The 20,813-nt window shown below is 69.5% G+C and carries 18 protein-coding genes; 9 read left to right on the plus strand and 9 right to left on the minus strand.

Annotated features, from left to right (window positions below; genetic code table 11):
* Nucleotides 1-366 (minus strand): c-type cytochrome, encoded by a 366-nt coding sequence (locus tag D3H34_RS00390; protein ID WP_286185298.1) that lies wholly within the window; start codon nucleotides 364-366, stop codon nucleotides 1-3.
* A 174-nt stretch (nucleotides 367-540) separates the two neighbouring features.
* On the opposite strand from D3H34_RS00390, the gene D3H34_RS00395 reads away from it, so the two are divergent.
* Nucleotides 541-1,218: a hypothetical protein gene (locus D3H34_RS00395; protein WP_119551120.1), complete on the plus strand. Its 678-nt coding sequence runs from the start codon at nucleotides 541-543 to the stop codon at nucleotides 1,216-1,218.
* Nucleotides 1,219-1,256: 38 nt separating this feature from the next.
* Here D3H34_RS00395 and D3H34_RS00400 read toward each other — a convergent pair whose 3' ends face one another.
* From D3H34_RS00400 to D3H34_RS00415, 4 genes are read right to left on the minus strand one after another with little or no spacing between them, the layout of a single operon-like run.
* Nucleotides 1,257-2,063: a PPK2 family polyphosphate kinase gene (locus D3H34_RS00400; RefSeq protein WP_119551123.1), complete on the minus strand. Its 807-nt coding sequence runs from the start codon at nucleotides 2,061-2,063 to the stop codon at nucleotides 1,257-1,259.
* A gap of 48 nt (nucleotides 2,064-2,111) precedes the next feature.
* The gene (locus D3H34_RS00405; RefSeq protein WP_119551125.1) at nucleotides 2,112-2,582 is read right to left on the minus strand and encodes an RNA-binding S4 domain-containing protein; all 471 of its coding nucleotides are present in this window, start codon (nucleotides 2,580-2,582) and stop codon (nucleotides 2,112-2,114) included.
* A gap of 19 nt (nucleotides 2,583-2,601) precedes the next feature.
* Nucleotides 2,602-4,032: a sensor histidine kinase gene (locus tag D3H34_RS00410; RefSeq protein ID WP_119551911.1), complete on the minus strand. Its 1,431-nt coding sequence runs from the start codon at nucleotides 4,030-4,032 to the stop codon at nucleotides 2,602-2,604.
* Nucleotides 4,033-4,040: 8 nt separating this feature from the next.
* Nucleotides 4,041-4,721 carry a response regulator transcription factor gene (locus D3H34_RS00415; RefSeq protein ID WP_119551127.1) on the minus strand — a complete coding sequence of 227 codons (681 nt, stop codon included), beginning with the start codon at nucleotides 4,719-4,721 and terminating at the stop codon, nucleotides 4,041-4,043.
* A 161-nt stretch (nucleotides 4,722-4,882) separates the two neighbouring features.
* On the opposite strand from D3H34_RS00415, the gene D3H34_RS00420 reads away from it, so the two are divergent.
* The 7 genes from D3H34_RS00420 to D3H34_RS00450 all read left to right on the plus strand — a co-directional run bounded on the left by D3H34_RS00420 (nucleotide 4,883) and on the right by D3H34_RS00450 (nucleotide 12,818).
* Entirely contained in the window at nucleotides 4,883-5,842 is a 960-nt protein-coding gene (locus D3H34_RS00420; protein WP_119551129.1) for a Bug family tripartite tricarboxylate transporter substrate binding protein, read from the plus strand.
* Nucleotides 5,843-5,987: 145 nt separating this feature from the next.
* Nucleotides 5,988-6,539 carry a tripartite tricarboxylate transporter TctB family protein gene (locus D3H34_RS00425; RefSeq protein ID WP_119551131.1) on the plus strand — a complete coding sequence of 184 codons (552 nt, stop codon included), beginning with the start codon at nucleotides 5,988-5,990 and terminating at the stop codon, nucleotides 6,537-6,539.
* 13 nt (nucleotides 6,540-6,552) lie between these two features.
* Nucleotides 6,553-8,076, plus strand: a complete 1,524-nt coding sequence (locus D3H34_RS00430) for a tripartite tricarboxylate transporter permease (RefSeq protein WP_119551133.1) — start codon at nucleotides 6,553-6,555, stop codon at nucleotides 8,074-8,076.
* A 169-nt stretch (nucleotides 8,077-8,245) separates the two neighbouring features.
* Complete coding sequence (locus D3H34_RS00435; protein WP_119551135.1) at nucleotides 8,246-8,758, plus strand: sigma-70 family RNA polymerase sigma factor; 513 nt, start codon at nucleotides 8,246-8,248, stop codon at nucleotides 8,756-8,758.
* Between the two features lie 10 nt (nucleotides 8,759-8,768).
* Entirely contained in the window at nucleotides 8,769-9,794 is a 1,026-nt protein-coding gene (locus D3H34_RS00440; protein WP_119551137.1) for a FecR domain-containing protein, read from the plus strand.
* 112 nt (nucleotides 9,795-9,906) lie between these two features.
* On the plus strand, nucleotides 9,907-12,336 hold the full coding sequence (locus D3H34_RS00445; protein ID WP_119551139.1) for a TonB-dependent receptor: 2,430 nt from the start codon (nucleotides 9,907-9,909) through the stop codon (nucleotides 12,334-12,336).
* Nucleotides 12,337-12,485: 149 nt separating this feature from the next.
* On the plus strand, nucleotides 12,486-12,818 hold the full coding sequence (locus D3H34_RS00450; RefSeq protein ID WP_286185305.1) for a DMT family transporter: 333 nt from the start codon (nucleotides 12,486-12,488) through the stop codon (nucleotides 12,816-12,818).
* Nucleotides 12,819-12,864: 46 nt separating this feature from the next.
* Here the strand turns inward: D3H34_RS00450 and D3H34_RS00455 are convergent, their stop codons facing one another.
* Genes D3H34_RS00455 through D3H34_RS00470 form a run of 4 tightly spaced genes read right to left on the minus strand, consistent with a single transcriptional unit; the run spans nucleotide 12,865 to nucleotide 19,398 of the window.
* Entirely contained in the window at nucleotides 12,865-15,975 is a 3,111-nt protein-coding gene (locus D3H34_RS00455) for an efflux RND transporter permease subunit (RefSeq protein ID WP_119551143.1), read from the minus strand.
* 20 nt (nucleotides 15,976-15,995) lie between these two features.
* Nucleotides 15,996-17,195 (minus strand): efflux RND transporter periplasmic adaptor subunit, encoded by a 1,200-nt coding sequence (locus tag D3H34_RS00460; RefSeq protein WP_119551145.1) that lies wholly within the window; start codon nucleotides 17,193-17,195, stop codon nucleotides 15,996-15,998.
* Nucleotides 17,192-18,688 (minus strand): efflux transporter outer membrane subunit, encoded by a 1,497-nt coding sequence (locus D3H34_RS00465; RefSeq protein ID WP_119551147.1) that lies wholly within the window; start codon nucleotides 18,686-18,688, stop codon nucleotides 17,192-17,194. The genes D3H34_RS00460 and D3H34_RS00465 overlap by 4 nt, the downstream gene beginning before the upstream one ends.
* Nucleotides 18,685-19,398: a CerR family C-terminal domain-containing protein gene (locus D3H34_RS00470; protein ID WP_434057668.1), complete on the minus strand. Its 714-nt coding sequence runs from the start codon at nucleotides 19,396-19,398 to the stop codon at nucleotides 18,685-18,687. The genes D3H34_RS00465 and D3H34_RS00470 overlap by 4 nt, the downstream gene beginning before the upstream one ends.
* Before the next feature lie 175 nt (nucleotides 19,399-19,573).
* Between D3H34_RS00470 and D3H34_RS00475 the strand changes: the two genes are divergently transcribed.
* Entirely contained in the window at nucleotides 19,574-20,785 is a 1,212-nt protein-coding gene (locus D3H34_RS00475) for a serine hydrolase domain-containing protein (RefSeq protein ID WP_119551151.1), read from the plus strand.
* The last annotated feature ends 28 nt before the right edge of the window (nucleotides 20,786-20,813 follow it).

The raw sequence follows: 20,813 nt of genomic DNA on the forward strand, positions 1-20,813 counted from the left end.
TCAGCGGGCTGGCGGCTGCTGCGCCAGCACCCAGCGTGCGAGGACCTGCGCGTCGGCCTCGGAGACCAACGACTGGCGCGGCATGATCACGCGGCCCCAGGTGCCGACGCTGCCGTTGCGGATCTTGTCGGCCAGCCGCGCCGGCGCGGTGGCGTCGTTCCGGTAGCGCTCCGCGATCTGCACGAAGCCGGGCCCGACCTGCTTGTGGACCAGCCCATGACAGGCCATGCAGGCGTTCTTGCGCGCGAGATCCACGGGGGAGGGTTGCGGCTGCTGAGCTGCGGCGCCGAAGGAGGCCGTTGCCAGGAAGCCGGCAAGCGCGATCAGGCGAAGGTGGGGAGCGGAAGGCCGGAAAGTGCAGGGCATGGACAGGGGAACTCGGGACAGGCGAAAACTGTACCTTGCCCCGTCGCAGTCCCCAGATCGCAGCCCGAATGCCCCGCCCGGGCGTCGTCGCTCATGCGCGACAAGTCGATTCAAGAGTAACTATATGTATGGTTAAATCCCTCGCAACTACCGCGAAGAGGACGAGGGATTCCTATGAAGCTGCCGCTCAGCATGGCGTTGGCCACCGTGATCCTGGCCGGATGCGCCAGCGCGCCGACCGGACCCGGCAAGGGCACCGGCATGTCGTACATGCCGATGGTCGCCATGGAAGGCGTGGACAAGGCGCGCTACGACAGCGACGTGGCCGACTGCCGCACGGCAGCCACCCGCATCACGGCGCGCAGTGAATCCGGCGACGCGATGTGGGCTGCATTGGGCCTGGGCCTGATCACGGTGCACGGGCAGGGCATCGTCGCCGCGGCGTCGTACACCGGCATCAGCGCCGCCGTCATCGACTGGAACAGCCGCCCCAGCAGCGCGCTGCTCGCCGAGCACCAGCAGATCGCCATCGTCCATTGCATGGCCAAGCGCGGCTACCGCAACCTCGACCCCAACGTGCAGGACACGTTCTACGGCAACACCTTCAACCCGGTGCTCGCGCTCAAGCCGCGCCGCACGGGTGTCGACACCTACAACGTCGAGCGACTGGCCAAGGCTGGCCGCTGCAACGTGCAGCCGCGCGCCGAACTCACGGCCAAGGGGCCGGGCTACGAAAGCTACAGCGTGCCGTGCGAGAGCGGCATGGCCTGGGCCGTGCGCTGCGAGTTCGGCAACTGCCGCGTGCAGGCGCAGACGCCGATGCGCCCCACGGCGCCCGTGCGCCGCTCCTGAGTTCGCGCCGCCTGCAAGGCGGGCCGGCTCACATCAGGTCACGTCACGACCATGCCCTTGAGCGCCGGGTCGGGCGGTGGCGCCTTCAGCTTCATGTCGCGCAGCGTCTTCACGAGCAGCTGCGCGATCATCATGTTGCGGTGCCGCTTGCTGTTGGCCGGAATCACATGCCACGGCGCATGCTCGGTCGACGTGGCGGCGAGCGCGTACTGATAGGCCTTCTGGTAGCCGGCCCACTTGGTGCGCACCTCGAGGTCGCCCATGCTGAACTTCCACTGCTTGCCGGGGGTGTCGATGCGGGCCTGCAGGCGTTCGCGCTGTTCGTCCTTGTCGATGTGCAGCATGCACTTCACGACGACCGTGCCGGTTTCCGTGAGCAGACGCTCGAAATCGTTGATCTGCGCGTAGCGGCGGCGGGTCTCGGCCTCGTCGATCCAGCCCTCGACCACGGGCACCAGCACGTCTTCATAGTGGCTGCGGTTCCACACCATGATCTCGCCGGTGCGCGGCACCGCGGCGTGGCAGCGCCAGAGGTAGTCGTGCGCGCGCTCTTCTTCGCTGGGCGCCTTGAACGCCGTCACGCGCACGCCCAGCGGCGATGTGCGCGAGAACACCCAGCGCACCGTGCCGTCCTTGCCGCTGGTGTCCATGCCTTGCAGCACCAGCAGCAGCTTGCGCCGGCCTTCGGCATGCAGCAGGTCCTGGAACTCGTCGAGTTCGACGGCCAGGTTGTCGACCTCGGCGCGCTGGGCCGACTCGTCACCCGTGAGAAAGGGCGTGTCGTCGGGGTCGATGCGCGAGAGCTTGAACTTGCCGCCGACGCGGTACTTCTTGAACTTGGACATCTGCGAGCGCTCCGTCAAAAAAGAAACGAAGCCCGCAGGGTACGCGAATCAGCGCTGCGGGCGCCCGCGCGTGGGCGGGTGGGGGTCGTCGCCATCGCCGCTGTCGTCGATCGACGCGCTCCAGCGGTTGTCCCATTCGGCTTGGTGCCGCACGCCGTCGATCTCGCGCCGGTCGCGCTTGGTGGGGCGGCCCTGCTCGATGGCCAGCGCCGGTTCGCTGCCCATGCGGCGTTGCTCGCGGAAGGCGGCCTGTGCTGCCAGGCTCTCGGGTGTTTCTTCGTACAGCTGCTGGGCCACGGGCGCCGGCCCGCGCTGGCCGCTGAGTCCGCGCACGGTCACGGTCCGCGTGAGCGGGCCCATGCGCATGGCGACGGTGTCGCCGGCCTTGACCTCGCGCGAGGCCTTGGCGACCTCGCCGTTCACCTGGATGCGGTTCTTGCCGATTTCGTCCGCGGCCAGCGAGCGGGTCTTGAAGAAGCGGGCGGCCCAGAGCCACTTGTCGATGCGCAGACGGTCCATGAAGGTCGGAAAGGAAAGGTCAGGCATTGTGGCGCGACAGCGGCAGCCGCACCACGGCGTCGAGCCCGGTCACGTAGGCGGTGCCGCCGGCGCCGAGCGCCGTGCGGTTGTCCAGGCTGATGCGTCCGCCCAGCGCCCCCACGATCTCGCGGCAGATCGCCAGGCCCAGGCCCGAGCCGCTGGAGGTGTTGCCCGCCGCGAACGGCGCGAACAGGCGCTGGCGCAGTTCGTTGGAAATGCCCGGGCCGTCGTCGCGCACGGTGAGCACCGCCTCGTCGCCTTCGGCGCGCACGCTCACCAGGAGCGGGGCGCCGGCGGGGCTGTGCTTGATGGCGTTGTGCAGCAGGTTGCGCGTAAGCTCCTGCAGCATCCACTGGTGCGCGCGCACAGTCACGGCGTCGTCGGTGGCCAGCTCGAAGTCGAGCGTCTTGTCGGCCACCAGCGGCGACAGGTCGAGCGCGATGTGGCGCACCGCGTCGCCCAGGTCGAGCACCGCCGACTCGGGCTGCTGGCGCAGCTGCTCCACCTTCGCGAGCGACAGCATCTGGTTGGCCAGCGTGGTGGCGCGCTCGACGGTCTGGCTGATTTCGCCGAGCGCTTCTTCGGGCGCCACGTCGCCGCGGCGCGCCGACTGCACCTGCGCCTTCAGTACGGCCAGTGGCGTGCGCAGCTGGTGGGCGCTGTCGCGCACGAAGCGCTTCTGGTGGTCGAGCAGGCGTTGCAGCCGGCCCATGACCTCGGTGGTGGCGTCAATCAGCGGGCGCAGTTCGGCAGGGGCGCCGGGGGCGTCGATGGGCGACAGATCGTCTTCCGGGCGCTGCTCGATGGCCTCGCCGAGTTCGCGCACCGGCCGCGTGGCGCGCTGCACCACGACCACGGTGACCAGCGCGATCACGCCCATCAGCAGCAGCTGGCGCCAGAGCATGTCGAGCAGCAGCTTGCGCACGAGCGTCTCGCGCAGCTCGAGCGTCTCGGCGACCTGCACCACGGCCATGCCGCGCCCGCGCGCGCTGGCCACCGGCTGCAGCAGCACGGCCACGCGCACCGGCTGGTCGCGAAACTCCGCGTCGTAGAAGTCGACCAGCGCCGAGTAGGCGCCGCGATCCGGGATGCGTCCGCGCCAGAAGGGCAGCTCGGCAAAGCCCGAGACCATCTCGCCGTCGAGCGCCGAGACGCGGTAGAAAAGCCTGCTGCGGTTGTCGGCTTCGAAGGCCTCGAGCGCGGAGTAGGGCACGATCGCGCGCAGCCGCGCCATGTCGTCATAGCCTTCCACGTCGAGCTGTTCGCCGATGGTCTTGGCCGACGCCAGCAGCGTGCGGTCGTAGGCCGTGGTGGCGGCCGCCAGGCTCTGGCGGTACAGGCTCACGCTGTTGATCACCACGAACACGGCCACCGGCACGAGGATGCCGAGCAGGAGCCGTGCGCGCAGGGACGACATCATCCGCCGCATGCCCGTGATCAACCCTCGGCCCGTAGCAGGTAGCCCAGGCCACGCATCGTCATCAGCACGGTCCCCGTGCCCACCAGCTTCTTGCGCAGGCGGTACACGACCACTTCGATGGCTTCGTACTGCACGTCGGTCTCGCCGGGGAACACCAGCTCGAACAGGCGCTCCTTGGTGACGGCGTGGCCGGGTTTCATCATCAGGCCCTTGAGCAGCGCGAGTTCGCGCGGCGTGAGCTCGAGCAGGTCGGCGCGGTGGTAGATCGCACCGTTGTCGGGCTCGAAGCGCAGGCCGCCGACCTGCAACGGATTCAGTGCCGCCTCGGGCCCCGCGCTCTGGCTGCGCCGGCGCAGCGCGCGGATGCGGGCCTCGAGTTCGTCCAGGTCGAAGGGCTTGGGCAGGTAGTCGTCCGCGCCGGCGTTCAGGCCCATGATGCGGTCGCCGACCGTGCCGCGCGCGGTCAGCAGCAGCACCGGCGTGCGCAGGCCCTCGGCGCGCGCCTGGGCCAGCACCTGCAGGCCGTCGACGTTGGGCAGGCTCAGGTCGAGCGCGACCACATCGGGCTCGACGGCGCGCCACTGCGCCAGCGCCTGCGCACCGTCGCCGCAGATGCGCACGTCGATGCGCCGGCGTCCGAGCGTGCGCTGCAGGGTGATTTGCATCGAGGGGTCGTCTTCGACGAGCAGCAGCTTCATACGGGGCGCGCGAACGGGCGGATCAGGGGCGGATCGGGGAGGGCTTCTTCGGTGTTTTCCCCAGTCTGGTGGACAGCCAACTGACAGCGGGGCGGCGCATGATAGCGGCTCAGGTCCAAGTCAGGTTCCATCCGTTCCCAAGTTCTGAGGAGACACCAACGATGCGTCGCGATACCTTTTTGAAGTCCCTGGCCGCACTGGCCGCTGTCGGCGCCTTGCCGCTGTCGGCGCGTGCCGCCGCCAACGTCAAGATGATGATCCCCGCCAACCCGGGCGGCGGCTGGGACACCACGGGCCGCGCGCTGGGCAAGGCCCTGACCGATGCCAAGGCGGCCGACACCGTCGCCTACGACAACAAGGGCGGCGCCGCCGGTGCACTGGGCCTGGCCCAGTTCGTCAACGGCTCCAAGGGCGACGCGAACGCGCTGATGGTCATGGGCTCGGTCATGCTGGGCGGCATCATCACCGGCAAGCCGCCGGTCAACCTGTCGCAGGCCACGCCCATCGCGCGTCTGACCACCGAATACAACGTGTTCGTGCTGCCGTCCAACTCGCCGTTCAAGAGCATGAAGGACGTGGTCGACCAGCTCAAGAAGGACCCGGGCAGCGTCAAGTGGGGCGGCGGTTCGCGCGGCTCCACCGAGCACATCGCCGCGGCCATGATTGCCCAGAAGGTCGGCGCCGACCCGTCGAAGATCAACTACGTGGCCTTCCGCGGAGGCGGTGAAGCCACCGCCGCCATCCTGGGTGGCAACGTCACCATCGGCGGCAGCGGCTACAGCGAGTTCGCCGAGTACATCGCCGCCGGCAAGATGAAACCCATTGCTGTCACCTCCGCCCAGCGCCTGCCGGGCATCAACGTGCCGACCCTGAAGGAACAGGGCATCGACGTCGAGATCGGCAACTGGCGCGGCGTGTACGGCGCGCCCGGCATCTCGGCCGAGCAGCGCAAGGCGCTGACCGACATGGTGCTGGCCGCGCTCAAGAGCGCTTCGTGGGCCGAGTCGCTCAAGAAGAACGACTGGACGCCGGCGGTGCTGTCGGGCGACGCCTTCGCCAAGTTCGTCGACGACGACTTCGCGAGCCTGCGCGCCATCATGGCCAAGTCCGGAATGATCTGAATTTGGTTCGCCCCCAGGCTGCGCGCACTTCGTGTCGCTTCGCCAACCCCCTTCCGGGGGCAACACCTGAGGCCCGGCAGAGCCGGTTCCTCGGTGTTTCTGGAAAGGGGGCAGTTCTTTTCCCCTACGACTGCGGGAGCAAAAAATGACAACTCCAGAATCCTCGGTCTCTCGTTCCGCTGAGGCCACGTCCGGCGCGACCCGCTGGCCGCAATACCTTGTCGGGCTGGGCGTGCTGCTGACCGGCGTCGCGCTGGCCTATGGCGCCATCGACATTTCTTCCGAAGCCGGCTACGGCGGCGTCGGCCCCAACTTCCTGCCCTGGCTGGTCTCGATCGTCCTGATGGTCTGCGGCGCATGGATCACCTGGGAGGCGCACAGCGGCGGCTTCCGTGAACTCGACGCGCCCTCGGGTGCCGACACCGCGTACTGGCCCGGCTTCATCTGGGTGGCGGCGGGCCTGCTGCTCAATGCGGCGCTCATCACCACCATCGGCTTCATCCTGAGCTGCGCGCTGTGCTACCTGCTGGCCGTGCAGGGCCTGCGCCGCGCCGCCGGGCAGGCCAAGGTCAACGCGCCGGGCACCTGGGTCACCGATTTCGTGACCGGCCTGGCGATCTCGGCCCCTGTCTTCTGGATGTTCACCAAGTTCCTGGCCATCAGCCTGCCGGGTCTCACCAGCACCGGCTGGATCTGAGCGGAGCCCCGTCATGGATATCTTCAATGCGCTGCTGGCCGGTTTCGCGGCTGCCATCACCCCGATCAACCTGCTGTGGTGCCTGATCGGCTGTGCCCTGGGCACGGCTGTGGGCGTGCTGCCCGGCATCGGCCCCGCGGTGGCGGTGGCCATGCTGCTGCCGATCACCGGCAAGGTCGACATCACGGCCTCGATGATCTTTTTCTCGGGCATCTACTACGGCGCCATGTACGGCGGCTCGACCACCTCGATCCTGCTGAACACGCCCGGCGAAACCGCGAGCATGGTCACGGCGATGGAGGGCAACAAGATGGCCAAGAGCGGCCGCGCGGGCGCGGCCCTCGCCACTGCGGCCATCGGCTCCTTCGTGGCCGGCACCATCGCCACCGTGGTCGTCACGCTGTTCGCGCCCTTCGTGGCCGACTATGCGGTGCGTCTCGCGGCGCCCGAGTACTTCCTGCTGATGCTGCTGGCCTTCACCACGGTGAGCGCGGTGCTGGGCAAGAGCACGCTGCGCGGCATGACGGCGCTGTTCGTCGGCCTGGCCATCGGCTGCGTGGGCCTGGACCAGATCACCGGCCAGGGCCGCTACACCGGCAACATGCCCGAGTTGCTGGACGGCATCGAGATCGTGCTGGTGGCGGTGGGCCTGTTCGCCGTCGCCGAAGTGCTGTACGCCGTGCTGTACGAAGGCCGCGTGGTCGAGGGCCAGAACAAGCTGACCCGCGTGCACATGACCGGCCGCGACTGGAAGCGCTCGATTCCCGCCTGGCTGCGCGGCGCGGCCATCGGCACGCCCTTCGGCTGCATCCCGGCCGGTGGCACGGAGATTCCGACCTTCCTGAGTTACGCCACCGAGAAGAAGCTTGCGAAGGACCCCGCCAACCAGGCCGAGTTCGGCACCACCGGCGCCATCGAAGGCGTGGCTGGCCCCGAAGCCGCCAACAACGCCACGGTGACGGCCGCGCTGATCCCGCTGCTGACGCTGGGCATTCCCACGTCGAACACCACGGCCATCATGCTGGGCGCGTTCCAGAACTACGGCATCCAGCCGGGCCCGCAGCTGTTCACCACCTCGGCCGCGCTGGTCTGGGCGCTGATCGCGTCGCTGTACATCGGCAACCTGATGCTGCTGGTGCTGAACCTGCCGATGGTTGGCCTGTGGGTCAAGCTGCTGAAGATTCCGAAGCCGCAGCTGTACGCCGGCATCCTGATCTTCGCGACTGTGGGTGCGTACGGCATGCGCCAGAACACCTTCGACCTGTTCCTGCTGTTCGGCATCGGCCTGCTGGGCGTGGTGATGCGGCGTTTCGACTTCCCGACAGCCCCCGTGGTGGTCGGCATGATCCTCGGCCCGCTCGCCGAAGCCAACCTGCGCAACGCCATCGCCATGGGGCAGGGCAGCCCGGTCGTGTTCTTCCAACGCCCCGAGTCGATCGTCGTCATCATCGCCATCGTCGCCGTGCTGGTGCTGCCGCGCCTGGCCAAGCGCATGAGCGAACGCAAGCTGAAGCGGCTGGCGCAGCTGGACGCCTGAACGTCCCAACCCCTTCCGACCGACTCTCTTCGGCCCCGCAGGCGCCGCCTCGCACGTCATGTGCGGCGCGGCGCCTGTGCACTTTCGGGTTCACAAATACGCCAACTCTCATAAAATGAGAATTATTCTTATTTGTCGATGAGTGCCGGGCACTCGCTGGAGAAGTGCCATGGCTTCGGCCGAATCCGTCTTGCATCAGGAAGTGCGCGTCTTGTACGGCGACCATCACGGTTGGCTGCAAGGCTGGCTGCGGCGCAGGCTGGGCAGCGCCTGCGATGCGGCCGACCTGGCGCACGACGTGTTCATGCGGCTGCTGGCGCGCCGCCACCCGATCGAGATGAACGAGCCGCGGGCCTACCTGTCAGCCATGGCGCGCGGACTGGTCATCGACCACTGGCGTCGTCGCGAGATCGAGCAGGCCTGGCTCGACACCGTGGCGCTCATGCCCGAGGCGACGGCCCCGTCGCCCGAAAGCCGCCTGCTCGTGCTCGAGACGCTGATCGAGATCGATCGCATGCTCGATGCCCTCAAGCCTGCCGTGCGCACCGCGTTCCTGCTCGCGCAGTTCGACGGCCTGAGCTGCCGCGAGATCGGCGAGCGGCTGGGCGTGTCGCTGGCCACCGCCGAGCGTTACGTGGCCAAGGCGCTGCGCGCCTGCTACGCGTACCGCTTCGACGCATGAGCGGCGCGGCATGAGCGGTCAGGCACTGGGCGCAGGTCCGCTCGACGACGACGATCCTCCGGGCGCCTTGCCCGACAGCGTGGTGGACGCGGCCATCCTCTGGTCGGTCCGGCTTGAGCACGGCGAGGCCACGCCCCGCATGCAGCGCGCCCACGCGCAATGGCTGCAGGCCGATCCGCGCCATGCACAGGCCTGGCGACGCATCGGTGCGCTCCGGCGCGGTTTTGCCGACGTGCCTGCGGCGCCCGCACGCGACGTGTTGCACGCCGCGCAACTGCGGCGTGAGGCACGCATGGGGCAGGGCCGGCGCGGCGCGGTCAAGCTGCTGTCGCTGGCCGGCGTGGCACTGGCCGCGGGCTGGGTGGTGCGCGAGCACGCGCCGTGGCAGCGGCTCATGGCGGACACCAGCACCGGCGTGGGCGAACAGCGCACGCTGCAACTGGCCGACGGCACGCGGATCGTGCTCAACACCGACAGCGCCGTCAGCACCGACCTCAGCGGCGAGCGCCGTCTCATCGTGCTGCGGCGCGGGGAGATCATGGTGAGCACCGGCGACGACGCGGGCGCGGCCTCGAAGCGGCCGTTCTGGGTCTACACGCCGTTCGGCAGGATGCAGGCGTTGGGCACACGCTTCGTCGTGCGCATCGACGAGCATCGCGCGCGCGTGAGCGTGCAGGAAGGCGCCGTGGCGCTGCATCCCGGCAACGGGCCCGCGCAGGCCGAGGTGCGCCCCGGCGAGAGCCGCTGGCTGTCCGACGACGGCACCGCACCCGCGGAGCGCCGCGGGTTCGACGACGACGGCTGGGTCGACGGCGTCATCGCCGGGCGCGACATCCGCATGGCCGACCTGCTGGCCGAGCTGGGCCGCTACCGGCACGGCGTGGTCGCCTGCGACCCGCGCGTGGCCGACCTGCGTGTGTCGGGTGTGTTCCATGTGCAGGACAGCGACAAGGCGCTGCGTTTCCTGGCGCAGACGCAGCCCGTGAGCATCCGGCTGCGCACGCGCTTCTGGGTGTCGGTCGGCCCGCGCGATTGAGGTGCCGCAGATTTCTTGCGGCCAAGGTGAGGGGATTTCGTTTCTCGTCCGGCCTCCTGGATGAACCCGCTCGGCGACGAGCTTCATCCACCTCTCGAGTCCGCCCAGAACCATGAGCTTCCAACGAATCCGCGCCGCCGGCGCACCGACCTTCGCGCTGCATGCCGCGCTTGCCGGCCTGACAGTGGGCGCCGCCGTGCTGCCCGACACCGCACGCGCACAGACCGCATCGCCGGCCCAGGACACCCGGGTGTTCAGCGTGCCCGCCGGTGCGCTCGACGCGGCACTGAACCGCTTCGCGCGCACGGCCGGCGTCAACCTCAGCTACGACCCGGCGCTGGTGGCCGGCGTCACCACGCGCGGGCTCGAAGGCCGCCATGGCGTCGCGGGCGGGCTGGCCGCGTTGCTGGCCGGCTGCGACCTCGAAGCGGTGCCACAGCCCGGCGGTGGTTTCTCGCTGCGCAAGGTTGCGGGCGCAGCGGGCGCCGCCGCCGTTCCTGCTGGGGCCGCATTGCCCACCGTGACCGTCACTGCGTCGACCGAAGCCGGCCCCGCCGCGCTGCCCGCGCCCTATGCCGGCGGGCAGGTGGCGCGCGGTGGCCGGCTCGGCATGCTGGGCAACGCCGACGTCTTCGAGACGCCATTCAGCACCAAGGCCTACACGGCCGAACTGGTCCGCAACCAGGGGGCGCGCAACGTCAACGACATGGTCGCCAACGACCCCTCGATCCGCACCAGCCTGTCGGCCACGTCGCCGCTGGACCAGAGCTCGATCCGCGGTTTTCTCACCAACAGCGATGCCTACCTCTTCGACGGCCTCGAGGGGCTCTTTGCGTACAGCAACATCCCGATCCAGCACTACGAGCGGCTCGAAGTGCTCAAGGGCCCGGCCGCGGGGCTCGTGGGCGCCTCGGGCTATGGCAGCACGGTGGGCGGCAGCTTCAACCTCGTGCCCAAGCGGGCCACCGACACGCCGGTGCGCTCGGTCACGCTGTCGGCCAACGACCGTTCGCTGATCGGCACGCACGTCGACATCGGCCAGCGCTTCGGCACCGACAACCGCCTCGGCGCGCGCCTGAACCTGAGCGCCGAAGACGGTAAGCTCTTCGACGGCGCCAAGCGCAGTCTTGCGGCCGCGCAGGTCGCGCTCGACTACCGCGGCGACAGGTTCCGCGCCGTGCTCGATGCGGGTTACACGCGCCGCAGTTCGTCGCCGCTGTTCAACCACTGGCTGCTGCAGGCCGGCGCGGCACTGCCGTCGCCGCCCGACCCCAAGGTGCATCCCAAGCCCTCGTGGGAAACGCTCGACGTTCGCCAGCCCTTCGCGCTGCTGAGCGCCGAATGGGACTTCGCCGACCGCTGGACCGCCTATGCCCGCTTCGGCAAGCTGCGCGAGCACACGCCCGAGCGCCAGTACATCGACCAGACCACCGTCGACGGCCTGGGCCGCGTCACCTACAGCAGTGCCTCCAGCCTGTTGTGGACGCAGTCGAACCAGGTTGCCGACATCGGCGTGCGCGGCAGTTTCGCCCTCGGGCCGACGCACCACAAGGTGGCGATCAGCGCGGTATCGCAGCGCCAGCAGCTGCAGGACCTGCGCTCGCAGTCGCTGGCACTGCCGGTGCGCGTGGTCGGCAGCCTCTACACGCCCAACCTCGTGCCGAACCCCTTCGCATACGGCGTGCCCCAGGTGCCGGGTGTCGACAGCCCGGCACTGAGCCTGGACAGCATCGCCGTGGCCGACACGATCTCGGCGTTCGACGAGCGCCTGTTCGTCACGCTGGCCGCGCGCGAGCAACGCATCAAGAAGTTCCCCTACAACCAGTCCAAGCTCACGCCCACGGTGGCTGCGCTGTGGAAGTTCGACAACGGCATCTCCATCTACGGCAACTACGCGGAGTCGCTCGCGCAGGGCGCGGTGGCGCCGGCCGGTGCGCGCAATGTCGGCGAGCAGCTGGCGCCGTACCTGTCGCGCCAGCACGAGTTCGGCCTCAAGTGGGACCGCGGCAGCTACGGCCTCACGGCCGCGTACTTCGACATTCGCAAGACCACGGCCTATGTCGACAGCGACAACTACTTCCGCGCCGCGGGCCTGCAGCGCAACAAGGGCGTGGAGATCGAGAGCTTCGGTGAAGTGGCCAAGGGCGTTCGCCTGCTGGGCGGCGTGGCCTGGATCGACGCGCGCATGAGCCGCACGGCTAAGGGCGCGAGCGACGGCAAGAAGGCCATCGGCGTGCCCGAGTTCACCGCCAACCTCGGGCTGGAGTACGACGTGCCCTCGGTGCCCGGCCTCACGCTGACCGGTCGCTACATCTACACCGACAGCGCCTGGGTCGACCTGGCGAACACGCAGCGCGTGCCGTCCTGGAAGCGCATCGACCTTGGCGCGCGCTACACCACGCGCGTCAACGGCGTGGGCATGACGCTGCGCGCGGGCATTTCGAACCTGCTCGACGATACCTACTGGACCATCGCGGGGCGCAACTTCATCTCCGTGGCGCCGCCGCGCACCTGGCAGCTGCAGGCCAGCTTCGACTTCTGAGCGCGGGCGAGGGCGAGGGCGAGGGCGCTGTCGGCGTCACAATCCTGCCGCCGACAGCCCCTAAGATGCGCGCGTTGGCTCGGGGTACCGCTTCTTTCGTCCCTCGCATGCCGTGCCCGGTACGGCATGGCATGCCGAGAGGTATTCCTGTGAGTCCCCAGATGTTTGCCTGGCTGCTGCTTGCGGCCAGCGTGGCGGCGGAAGTCGCCGGCACGATCGCCCTTCGCCATGCCGAAGGTTTCACCCGCCTGTTGCCATCGCTGCTCACCGCCGCCTGCTATGCGGGCGCGATCTGGCTCATGTCGCTCGCGGTGCGTGTACTGGATGTGGGACTGGGCTATGCGGTCTGGGCCGGTGCCGGCACCGCGTTGATCGCCGTTGCCGGCATGGTGTGGTTCGGGGATGCGGTCACGCCCCTGCGCGTGATCGGCCTGATGACCATCGTCGCGGGCGTGGTGGTGCTGAACATCGAGGCGGGGTAGCGGGCGGACTTCTCCGCTGCCGCCCCCGCTCGTTCAGTCACAAGGCTCAGCGCTGCGGCGCCTCTACCAGGTCGTCGTCGATGTGCGGATCGGCCGGCTGCCCGCGCACCTTGCGCACGGTGCGCCGGATCCAGTGCTCGATGTCGTCGATGTAGGTGAACACGGCCGGCACCACCAGCAGGCTCAGCACCGTGGAGGTGATCAGACCGCCGATCACCGCCATCGCCATCGGCGAGCGGAAGCTGGAGTCGGCGGCGCCGAAGCCCACGGCGATCGGCAGCATGCCGGCGCCCATGGCGAGCGTGGTCATGATGATGGGCCGCGCGCGCTTGTGGCAGGCATCGCGCAGCGCGTCCCAGCGGCTCATGCCGTGGTCGCGGCGCGCCACGATGGCGTACTCCACCAGAAGAATGGAGTTCTTCGTGGCAATGCCCATCAGCATGATCAGGCCGATCAGCGAAGGCATCGACAACGCTTTCTGCCCGATCAGCAGGCCCACGAACGCGCCGCCCAATGCGAGCGGCAGCGCGCACAGGATCGTCACCGGATGCAGGAAGTCCTTGAACAGCAGCACCAGCACGATGTAGATGCACAGCACGCCGGTGAGCATCGCCAGGCCGAAGCTGGCGAACAGCTCGGTCATCACCTCGGCGTCGCCCACCTCGGCGATGCGCACGCCGGGCGGCAGCTTCTGGATCGAGGGCAGGCCTTCGACCGCCGTCTTGGCATCGCCCAGGCCCACGCCCGACAGCTCGATCTCGAAGTTGACGTTGCGTGAACGGTCGTAGCGGTCGATGACGGCCGGGCCGCCTTCCATCGTGAGCGAAGCCACCTGGCTGAGCATGACGGGCCCGCGCGCGCCGGGCACCGACAGGCGCCCGATCAGGTCGAGGTCCTGCCGCGCCGAGTCTTCGAGCTTCACCACGATCGGCACCTGCCGCTGCGCGAGGTTGAGCTTGGCCAGCGCCTGGTCGTAGTCGCCCAGCGTGGCCACACGCAGCGTCTCGGCGATGGCCGCGCTGGTCACGCCCAGGTCGGCGGCGCGCGCGAAGTCGGGGCGCACGGCGATCTCGGGGCGGATCAGGCTCGCGGTCGAGGTGATGTTGCCCAGGCCGGGAATGGTGCGCAGGTCCTTCTCGACCGCGCTCGCGGCGGCCGACAGCGCCAGCGGGTCTTCGCCGGTGAGCACCAGGATGTACTTCTCGCCCGAGCCGCCCAGGCCCACGGTGTTGCGCACGCCGGGCAGGGTTTCGAGTGCAGTGCGGATTTCTTTTTCGATCACCTGCTTGCGCGGCCGGTCGCCGCGCGGGTCGAGCTGGATCGTCAGCGTGGCCTTGCGCGTCTCGGGCGTGCCGAAGTTCGCGAACGGGTCGCCGCCCGCGCTGCCGCCCGCCACCGTGGTGTAGACGCTCTTCACGTGGTTGATCTTCATCACGCGGCGGCGCGTTTCCTCGGCCGCGGCCGTGGTCTGTGCCAGCGTGGAGCCCGGCGGCAGCGACAGGTAGACCTGCGTCTGCGAGTTGTCGTCGGCCGGGATGAAGCCGGTCTTGAGCAGCGGGATCATCGCCAGCGAGCCGAAGAAGAAGAGGGTGGCCATCACCATCGTCTTGAAGCGGTGGTGGGTGCTCCACTCCACGGCGCGCATGTACCAGCGCAGCCAGCCCGGCTCCTTCTCGGCGCCGACGATGGGCTTGAGGATGTAGGCCGCCATCATCGGCGTGAGCACGCGCGCCACCACCAACGAGGCGAACACCGCGAGCGACGCGGTCCAGCCGAACTGCTTGAAGAACTTGCCGGCCACGCCGCTCATGAAGGCGGTGGGCAGGAACACGGCGATCAGCGTGAAGGTGGTGGCGATCACGGCCAGGCCGATTTCGTCGGCCGCCTCCATGGCTGCCTGGTAGGGCGACTTGCCCATGCGCAGGTGGCGCACGATGTTCTCGACCTCCACGATGGCGTCGTCGACCAATATGCCGACCACCAGCGAGAGCGCGAGCAGCGAGATCACGTTGACCGAGAAGCCCAAGAGGTACATGCCCACGAAGGCCGGGATCACCGACATCGGCAGTGCCACGGCCGAGACGAAGGTGGCGCGCCAGTCGCGCAGGAAGAGCCACACCACGATCACCGCGAGGATGGCGCCTTCGTACAGCAGGTGCAGCGAGCCGTCGTACTCTTCTTCCACCGGGTCGACGAAGTTGAAGGCCTCGGTCAGTTCGATGTCGGGCCGCTGCACGCGCAGATCGGCCAGTGCCTTCTGGATGGCGCGGCCCACTTCCACCTCGCTGGCGCCGCGGCTGCGGGCCACCTCGAAGCCCACCACGGGCTTGCCGTTGAGCAGCGCGGCGGCGCGCGGCTCGGCGATGGTGTCGCTGATGCGCGCCACCTGGTCCAGGCGGATGCGGCGCCCGTCGCTCAGCGCGATCTGCATGTCGGCGAGCTGGTCGGCCGACTGCACGGTGGCCATGGTGCGCACGGGCTGTTCGCTGCCGCCCAGGTCGATGCGGCCGCCCGCGCTTTCGGTCTGCACCTGGCGCAGCTGGCGCGAGATGTCGGCCGCCGAGGCACCCAGCGCCTGCAGCTTGCCCGGGTCGAGGTCGATGTGCACCTGGCGCGTGACGCCGCCCACGCGGTTCACCGCGCCCACGCCAGGCAGCGCGAGCAGCTTCTTGGTGATGTCGTTGTCGACGAACCAGCTCAGCGCCTCGTTGTCCATACGCGAGGACGCGATGGTGAAGGCCAGCACCGGCTGGGCCGCGAAATCGAGCTTGGTGACGACGGGGTCGCGCACGTCGGCCGGCAGGTCGGCGCGCACCTTCTGCACGGCCGAGCGCACGTCGTCCACGGCTTCCTGCACGGGTTTCTCGAGGCGGAACTCGACGATCAGCGTGGCGGCGCCGTCCTGCACCTTGGTCGTGATGTGCTTCAGGCCCTGGATGGTGGCGATGGAGTTCTCGAGCTTGCGCGCGACGTCGGTCTCCAGCTGCGAAGGTGCGGCACCGGGCAGCGAGGCCGAGACCGTGACGGTCGGCAGGTCGATGTCCGGAAAGTTCTGCACCTTCATCGCGTTGAAGGACAGCAGCCCCCCGAAGGTGAGCAGCACGAACAGCATCACCGCCGGAATGGGGTTGCGTATGGACCAGGCGGAAACGTTCATGGCGTGTTCCTCGTGTCGGCTTACTTGGCGACGGCGGCGGATGCCGCGGGCGTTGCCGGAGTCGCTGGCGGGGTGGCCGCCGTGGGCGTGGCGTCCACTACGCGCACGAGGTCGCCGTCATTGAGGAAGCCCGCGCCCTGCACCACGATCTGCACGCCTTCGGGCAGTGCGCTGGTGATTTCCACGCGGTCTTTCAGGCGGCGGCCGGTCTGCACCTTGAGCTGCGCCACGCGGTTGTCGGGCAGCAGCGTGAAGACGTTGTTGAAACCGTCGCGCGGCACGATCGCGCTTTGCGGCACGGTCGGCGCGGCGCTGCGGCCGAGCTCGAAATCGCCGCGCGCGAACATGCCGGCCTTCACGCCGGTGTTCTGCTGCACGTTCGGCAGGTCGACGTACACCAGCGCCGCGCGCGTCTGCGGATCGACCGTGGGCGCAATGCTGCGCACCTTGCCCTTCACCTGCGCGCCGCTGGCGCTGACCACGAAGGCCGGCGTGCCCACGGCGATGCGGCCCAGTTCGGCCGAGGTGACTTCGGCACGCCATTCGAGCCGGCCCTGGCGGATCAGGCGGAACAGCTCGGTGCCGGCGGCGACCACGCTGCCCACCGTGGCGGTGCGCGCGGAGATCACGCCGTCGTCCGAAGCCAGCACCTGCGTGTTGCGCCCGCGCACCTGCTGCGCGGCCAGCACGGCCTCGGCCGCCTCGGCGCGCGCCTTCGCGGTCTGCTCGGCGGTCTGGTACTGGTTGATCTGCTGCTGGCTCAGTGCGCCCGTGGCCTGCAGCGTGCGGGCGCGCGCGGCGTTACCGGCGGCGTCGGCGGCCGAGGCGCGGGCCTCGGCGAGCGAGGCGCGGGCCTGCGCAATGTCGGCCTGCACGGTCTCGGGCGAGAACACCGCGAGCACCTGGCCCTTCTTCACGGTGTCGCCCACATTGACGCGCACCTCGGCCAGCTTCAGGCCGTTCGATTCGGAGCCGATCACCGCTTCCTGCCAGGCCGCCACGTTGCCGTTGGCCGCGAGTGTGACGGTGAGTTCGGTGGCTTCGGGCTTCGCGACCGAGACGGTCAGTGCGGGGCGCTGCGCCGGGCCCTTGGCGGCGGGGGCAGCCTTGTCGGCCGCACCCGGCTCGGCCGGCTTGCGCGTGAGCCACAGGCCCGCCGCGACAACGATGACGAGCGCCAGCAGCGCGATGACAAGGGTGGAACGCTTCATTGTTTTCATGGCGACGTCGCGACCTTGGCGGCCGGGGTGGTGGTCATTGGGGACGATGCTTCAGCGGGGCGGCTCCAGCCGCCGCCCATCGAGCGGTACAGCGAAACCCAGGCTTCGGTGCTCTCGCGCTGCAGCGAGACGCGCGCGGTCTGCGCGGCGAACAGCGTGCGGCGCGAGTCCTCGAGTTCGAACAGGCTGGCCAGGCCGCTGCTGTAGCGAGCCTGAGTGGCGTCGAACGAGGCCTGGTAGTTCTTCACCGCGCTGTCGGCGTCGGCGCTGCGCGCGGTGGTGGCGTCGAGGTTCACCAGCGCTTCCTCGACCTCGCGCACGGCCTGGCGCACGCTCGCGCGGTAGAGCGACACGGCCTCGGTGTAGCGCGCCTTGGCGGCTTCGGAGTTGGCCGCGCGGGCACCGCCGTCGAGCAGCGGCACGGTGAGCGACAGCGGCCCGACCGTCCAGGTGTCGAGCGATTCGCGAAAGCCGCTCGTGCGGATCTGCATGCGGCCGATCGATCCCGAGAGCGTGAGCTTCGGGTAGCGCTCGGCCTCGGCCGAGCCCACCTCGGCGCTGGCCGAGGCCACGCCGAGTTCGGCCGCGTACACGTCGGGCCGCTGCGAGAGCGCCTGCGCAGGCACGCTGGTGATGCTGCCGACCACCGGCAGCGCGCGCTGCGTGGGCGAAGCCGCGAGCTTCTGCGCCAACGTGGGCTCGTCGAGCCCGCTGAGCGCCACCAGCGCCTTGCGCTGCACCGCGCACACGGCGCGCTGCTGGGTCAGGCGGCCGGAGGCATCGGAGGCGCTGGCGCGCGCGAGCGCCGCGTCGGCCGGCGCGGTGAAACCGGCACGCGCCGACAGGTCGGTCAGGCGTGCGGTTTCGCCGCGCGATTTCACGTCGGACTCGGACACGCTCAGCTGCTGCTGACAGGCGCGCTCGGCGAAATAGGCGTTGGCCGTCTCGGCCGCCACGGCCACGCGGGCGTCGTGCCACTTGGCGGTGGCGCTGTCGAACTTCTGCTGCGCGGCGTCGCGGTCGGCGCGCAGGCGGCCGAACAGGTCGATCTCCCACTTCGATTGCAGACCGGCCTGCAGCGTGGTCACCGGTGCGAGACCGCCACTGCCACCGCTGCTGCTGCCACCCGTGCCGCCCGATCCGAACGACGACCCCGAGACGCCCCGGCTGGCCGACAGCGTGCCGTCCAGGTTGGGCAGCAGCGCCGCGCCCGCCTGCACGCGCGTGAAGCGCGCCTCGGCCACGCGCGCGGCAGCGCTCGCGAGGTTGGGGCTGGCAGTCTCGGCGGCGGCGATCAGCTCGACGAGCAATGGATCGTCGAGCTGGCGCCACCAGTCGGCCAGCGCGGTGAGCGAGCCGCCGTGGGGCAGGGGCGCGTGCCATTGCGCGGGGAAGGGCGCCTCGACCCGGGCGGGCGGGCGCGTCAGGCCGCAGCCCGCAAGACCGAGGCTCAGCGGCAGGCAGAGAAGGGCAATTCGTCGGAGTCGTCTCATGGCTTCTTTCGTTGCTCGGCGGCCACCTCGCGGCGGCGTGCGGTTTCGGCCTGGACCAGCGCCATCGCATAGCCCGTGAGCCGGTCGGCCCAGGCGTCGATGGCGCGCGGCGTGCGCAACAGCGACGGGCGCAGGGCCTCGATGAAATCCTGGCTCACGTACAGCTGCATCGACAGCCCCGTGATCGCGAAGGTCAGGCGGTGGATGTCGTCGTCGGCGCGCGCCACCTGCAGGTGGCGGCACAGCAGCTCGGCGATGGCCCGGTGCGGGCCCTTGATGTCGCGCTCCAGCTCCTCGGCCCATTGGCTGGTGGGTTCCAGCATCTCGCGCATGTGCAGCTGGATGCACTGGCGAACGATTTCTCCCTGCTTGAGCGGTTCGACCATCAGCGCGAAGCAGGCGCGCAGCGCCGCTTCCAGGGGGAGGCCGGTGTCGCGGCAGATGGCGATCAGGTCGCTCGAATCGCCGCCCATCGGTTCGCTGAAGGTGGCGGCGTACAGGCCTTCCTTGTCGCCGAAGTAGTAGCTGATGGCCGAGATGTTGACCTCGGCCTCGCGGGCGATCTCGCGCGTGGAGGTCTTGGAGAAGCCCTTCTGCGCGAACAGCCGCAGCGCGGTGTGCAGCAGCCGGTGGCGTGCCTCGGCGCCGTCGCTGCGCGGTGCGCGGCGCGGGGCCTGGGTGGTCGATGGTGTGGCTTGCATTGCCGGCATTAAAGCACGCACGAAATCAAACGATTGATTTACTTAAGGCTTGCTGAAGTGTTCGGTTTTCAAGCAGCCCCGGAGCGAGTTCCAGGTGCGACAGAGCGCTGGCTTCCGGCTGATGTCCAATCCGCTGTACCGCGTCTCTCACTCTTCATCCATACACAAACAGGGGATTCACCGCATGAAGCTTGGCAAGATCGTTCTCGGGGCGCTCGCCGTCGTGGCCGTGGCAGGCACGGCGGGCTGGTTCAGCCTCGACAAGGAAACGCGCGGGTTGCTCGCGACGCTGCCGACCAATCGCGACGTGCTGTTCTGGAGCCAGCCGCAGCGCGATGCGGCATTCCGCGCGCTCGACCGCCTGCCCGTGCTGGCCAAGGCCCGGGTGGTCCCCGCCGCCGCCACGCCGTCGCCCCTGCCGCCGGGGGCGCCGCTGGCCCTGCCGGTGGATATCGACGCCTACATGGCGCAGCAGCGCAGCGCCGCGCTGGTGATCCTGCAGGACGGCAAGCTGCGCCTGGAGCGCTACGGCCTGGGCTTCGGCCCCGAGGGGCGCTGGACGAGCTTCTCGGTCGCCAAGTCCCTCACCTCCACGCTGCTCGGCGCCGCCGTGCGCGACGGCCACATCCACAGCCTCGACGACAAGGTCAGCGACTACATCCCGGAGATGAAAGGCTCGGCCTACGACGCCGTCAGCATCCGGAACCTGCTGACGATGACCTCCGGCGTGCGCTGGAACGAAGACTATGCCGACCCGCAATCGGACGTGGCGCGCTTCAACAACCACCGGCCGGAGGAGGGCGTCGATGCGCTGGTGAGCTACCTGCGCCAGCTGCCGCGGGCGGCACCGGCGGGCACGCGCTGGAACTACAGCACCGGCGAGACCAACCTGGTCGGCGTGCTCGTGGCGCGGGCAACGGGCAAGCCGCTGGCCGCCTACCTCTCGGAAAAGATCTGGAAGCCCGCCGGCATGGAACAGCAGGCCACGTGGATCCTGAGCAGCACCGGCCAGGAAATCAGCGGCTGCTGCATCCAGGCCGCGACGCGCGACTTCGCCCGCTTCGGCCAGTTCGTGCTCGACGGTGCACGCGTCGGCGGACAGCCCATCGTGCCGGACGACTGGCTGGCCGACGCCACCACCCGGCGCGCGGACATCGGGCAGCCGGGTCGCGGCTACGGCTACCAGTGGTGGACCTACGACGACGGCAGCTTCGCGGCGCGCGGCATCTTCGGCCAGGGCATCTTCATCGACCCGAAGCGCAAGCTGGTCATCGCGTCCAACAGCAACTGGGCCGGCGGGGCGACGGGGCGCGCCGACAGCGCGGTGCGGGAAGATTTCTACAAGGCGGTGCAGAAGGCCGTGGACGACGAGGCGGCAGGCAAGCCCGGCGGTTGAGGCCTCACAAGGGAGCGCGCGACCCACG

Source organism: Acidovorax cavernicola (assembly GCF_003581445.1).

Bases quoted from the DNA above. Each gene is read 5' to 3' on its own strand.
- D3H34_RS00390 (WP_286185298.1), bottom strand. From the start codon at position 366: ATGCCCTGCACTTTCCGGCCTTCCGCTCCCCACCTTCGCCTGATCGCG.
- D3H34_RS00395 (WP_119551120.1), top strand. From the start codon at position 541: ATGAAGCTGCCGCTCAGCATGGCGTTGGCCACCGTGATCCTGGCCGGA.
- D3H34_RS00400 (WP_119551123.1), bottom strand. From the start codon at position 2,063: ATGTCCAAGTTCAAGAAGTACCGCGTCGGCGGCAAGTTCAAGCTCTCG.
- D3H34_RS00405 (WP_119551125.1), bottom strand. From the start codon at position 2,582: ATGGACCGTCTGCGCATCGACAAGTGGCTCTGGGCCGCCCGCTTCTTC.
- D3H34_RS00410 (WP_119551911.1), bottom strand. From the start codon at position 4,032: ATGCGGCGGATGATGTCGTCCCTGCGCGCACGGCTCCTGCTCGGCATC.
- D3H34_RS00415 (WP_119551127.1), bottom strand. From the start codon at position 4,721: ATGAAGCTGCTGCTCGTCGAAGACGACCCCTCGATGCAAATCACCCTG.
- D3H34_RS00420 (WP_119551129.1), top strand. From the start codon at position 4,883: ATGCGTCGCGATACCTTTTTGAAGTCCCTGGCCGCACTGGCCGCTGTC.
- D3H34_RS00425 (WP_119551131.1), top strand. From the start codon at position 5,988: ATGACAACTCCAGAATCCTCGGTCTCTCGTTCCGCTGAGGCCACGTCC.
- D3H34_RS00430 (WP_119551133.1), top strand. From the start codon at position 6,553: ATGGATATCTTCAATGCGCTGCTGGCCGGTTTCGCGGCTGCCATCACC.
- D3H34_RS00435 (WP_119551135.1), top strand. From the start codon at position 8,246: ATGGCTTCGGCCGAATCCGTCTTGCATCAGGAAGTGCGCGTCTTGTAC.
- D3H34_RS00440 (WP_119551137.1), top strand. From the start codon at position 8,769: ATGAGCGGTCAGGCACTGGGCGCAGGTCCGCTCGACGACGACGATCCT.
- D3H34_RS00445 (WP_119551139.1), top strand. From the start codon at position 9,907: ATGAGCTTCCAACGAATCCGCGCCGCCGGCGCACCGACCTTCGCGCTG.
- D3H34_RS00455 (WP_119551143.1), bottom strand. From the start codon at position 15,975: ATGAACGTTTCCGCCTGGTCCATACGCAACCCCATTCCGGCGGTGATG.
- D3H34_RS00460 (WP_119551145.1), bottom strand. From the start codon at position 17,195: ATGAAAACAATGAAGCGTTCCACCCTTGTCATCGCGCTGCTGGCGCTC.
- D3H34_RS00465 (WP_119551147.1), bottom strand. From the start codon at position 18,688: ATGAGACGACTCCGACGAATTGCCCTTCTCTGCCTGCCGCTGAGCCTC.
- D3H34_RS00470 (WP_434057668.1), bottom strand. From the start codon at position 19,398: ATGCCGGCAATGCAAGCCACACCATCGACCACCCAGGCCCCGCGCCGC.
- D3H34_RS00475 (WP_119551151.1), top strand. From the start codon at position 19,574: ATGAAGCTTGGCAAGATCGTTCTCGGGGCGCTCGCCGTCGTGGCCGTG.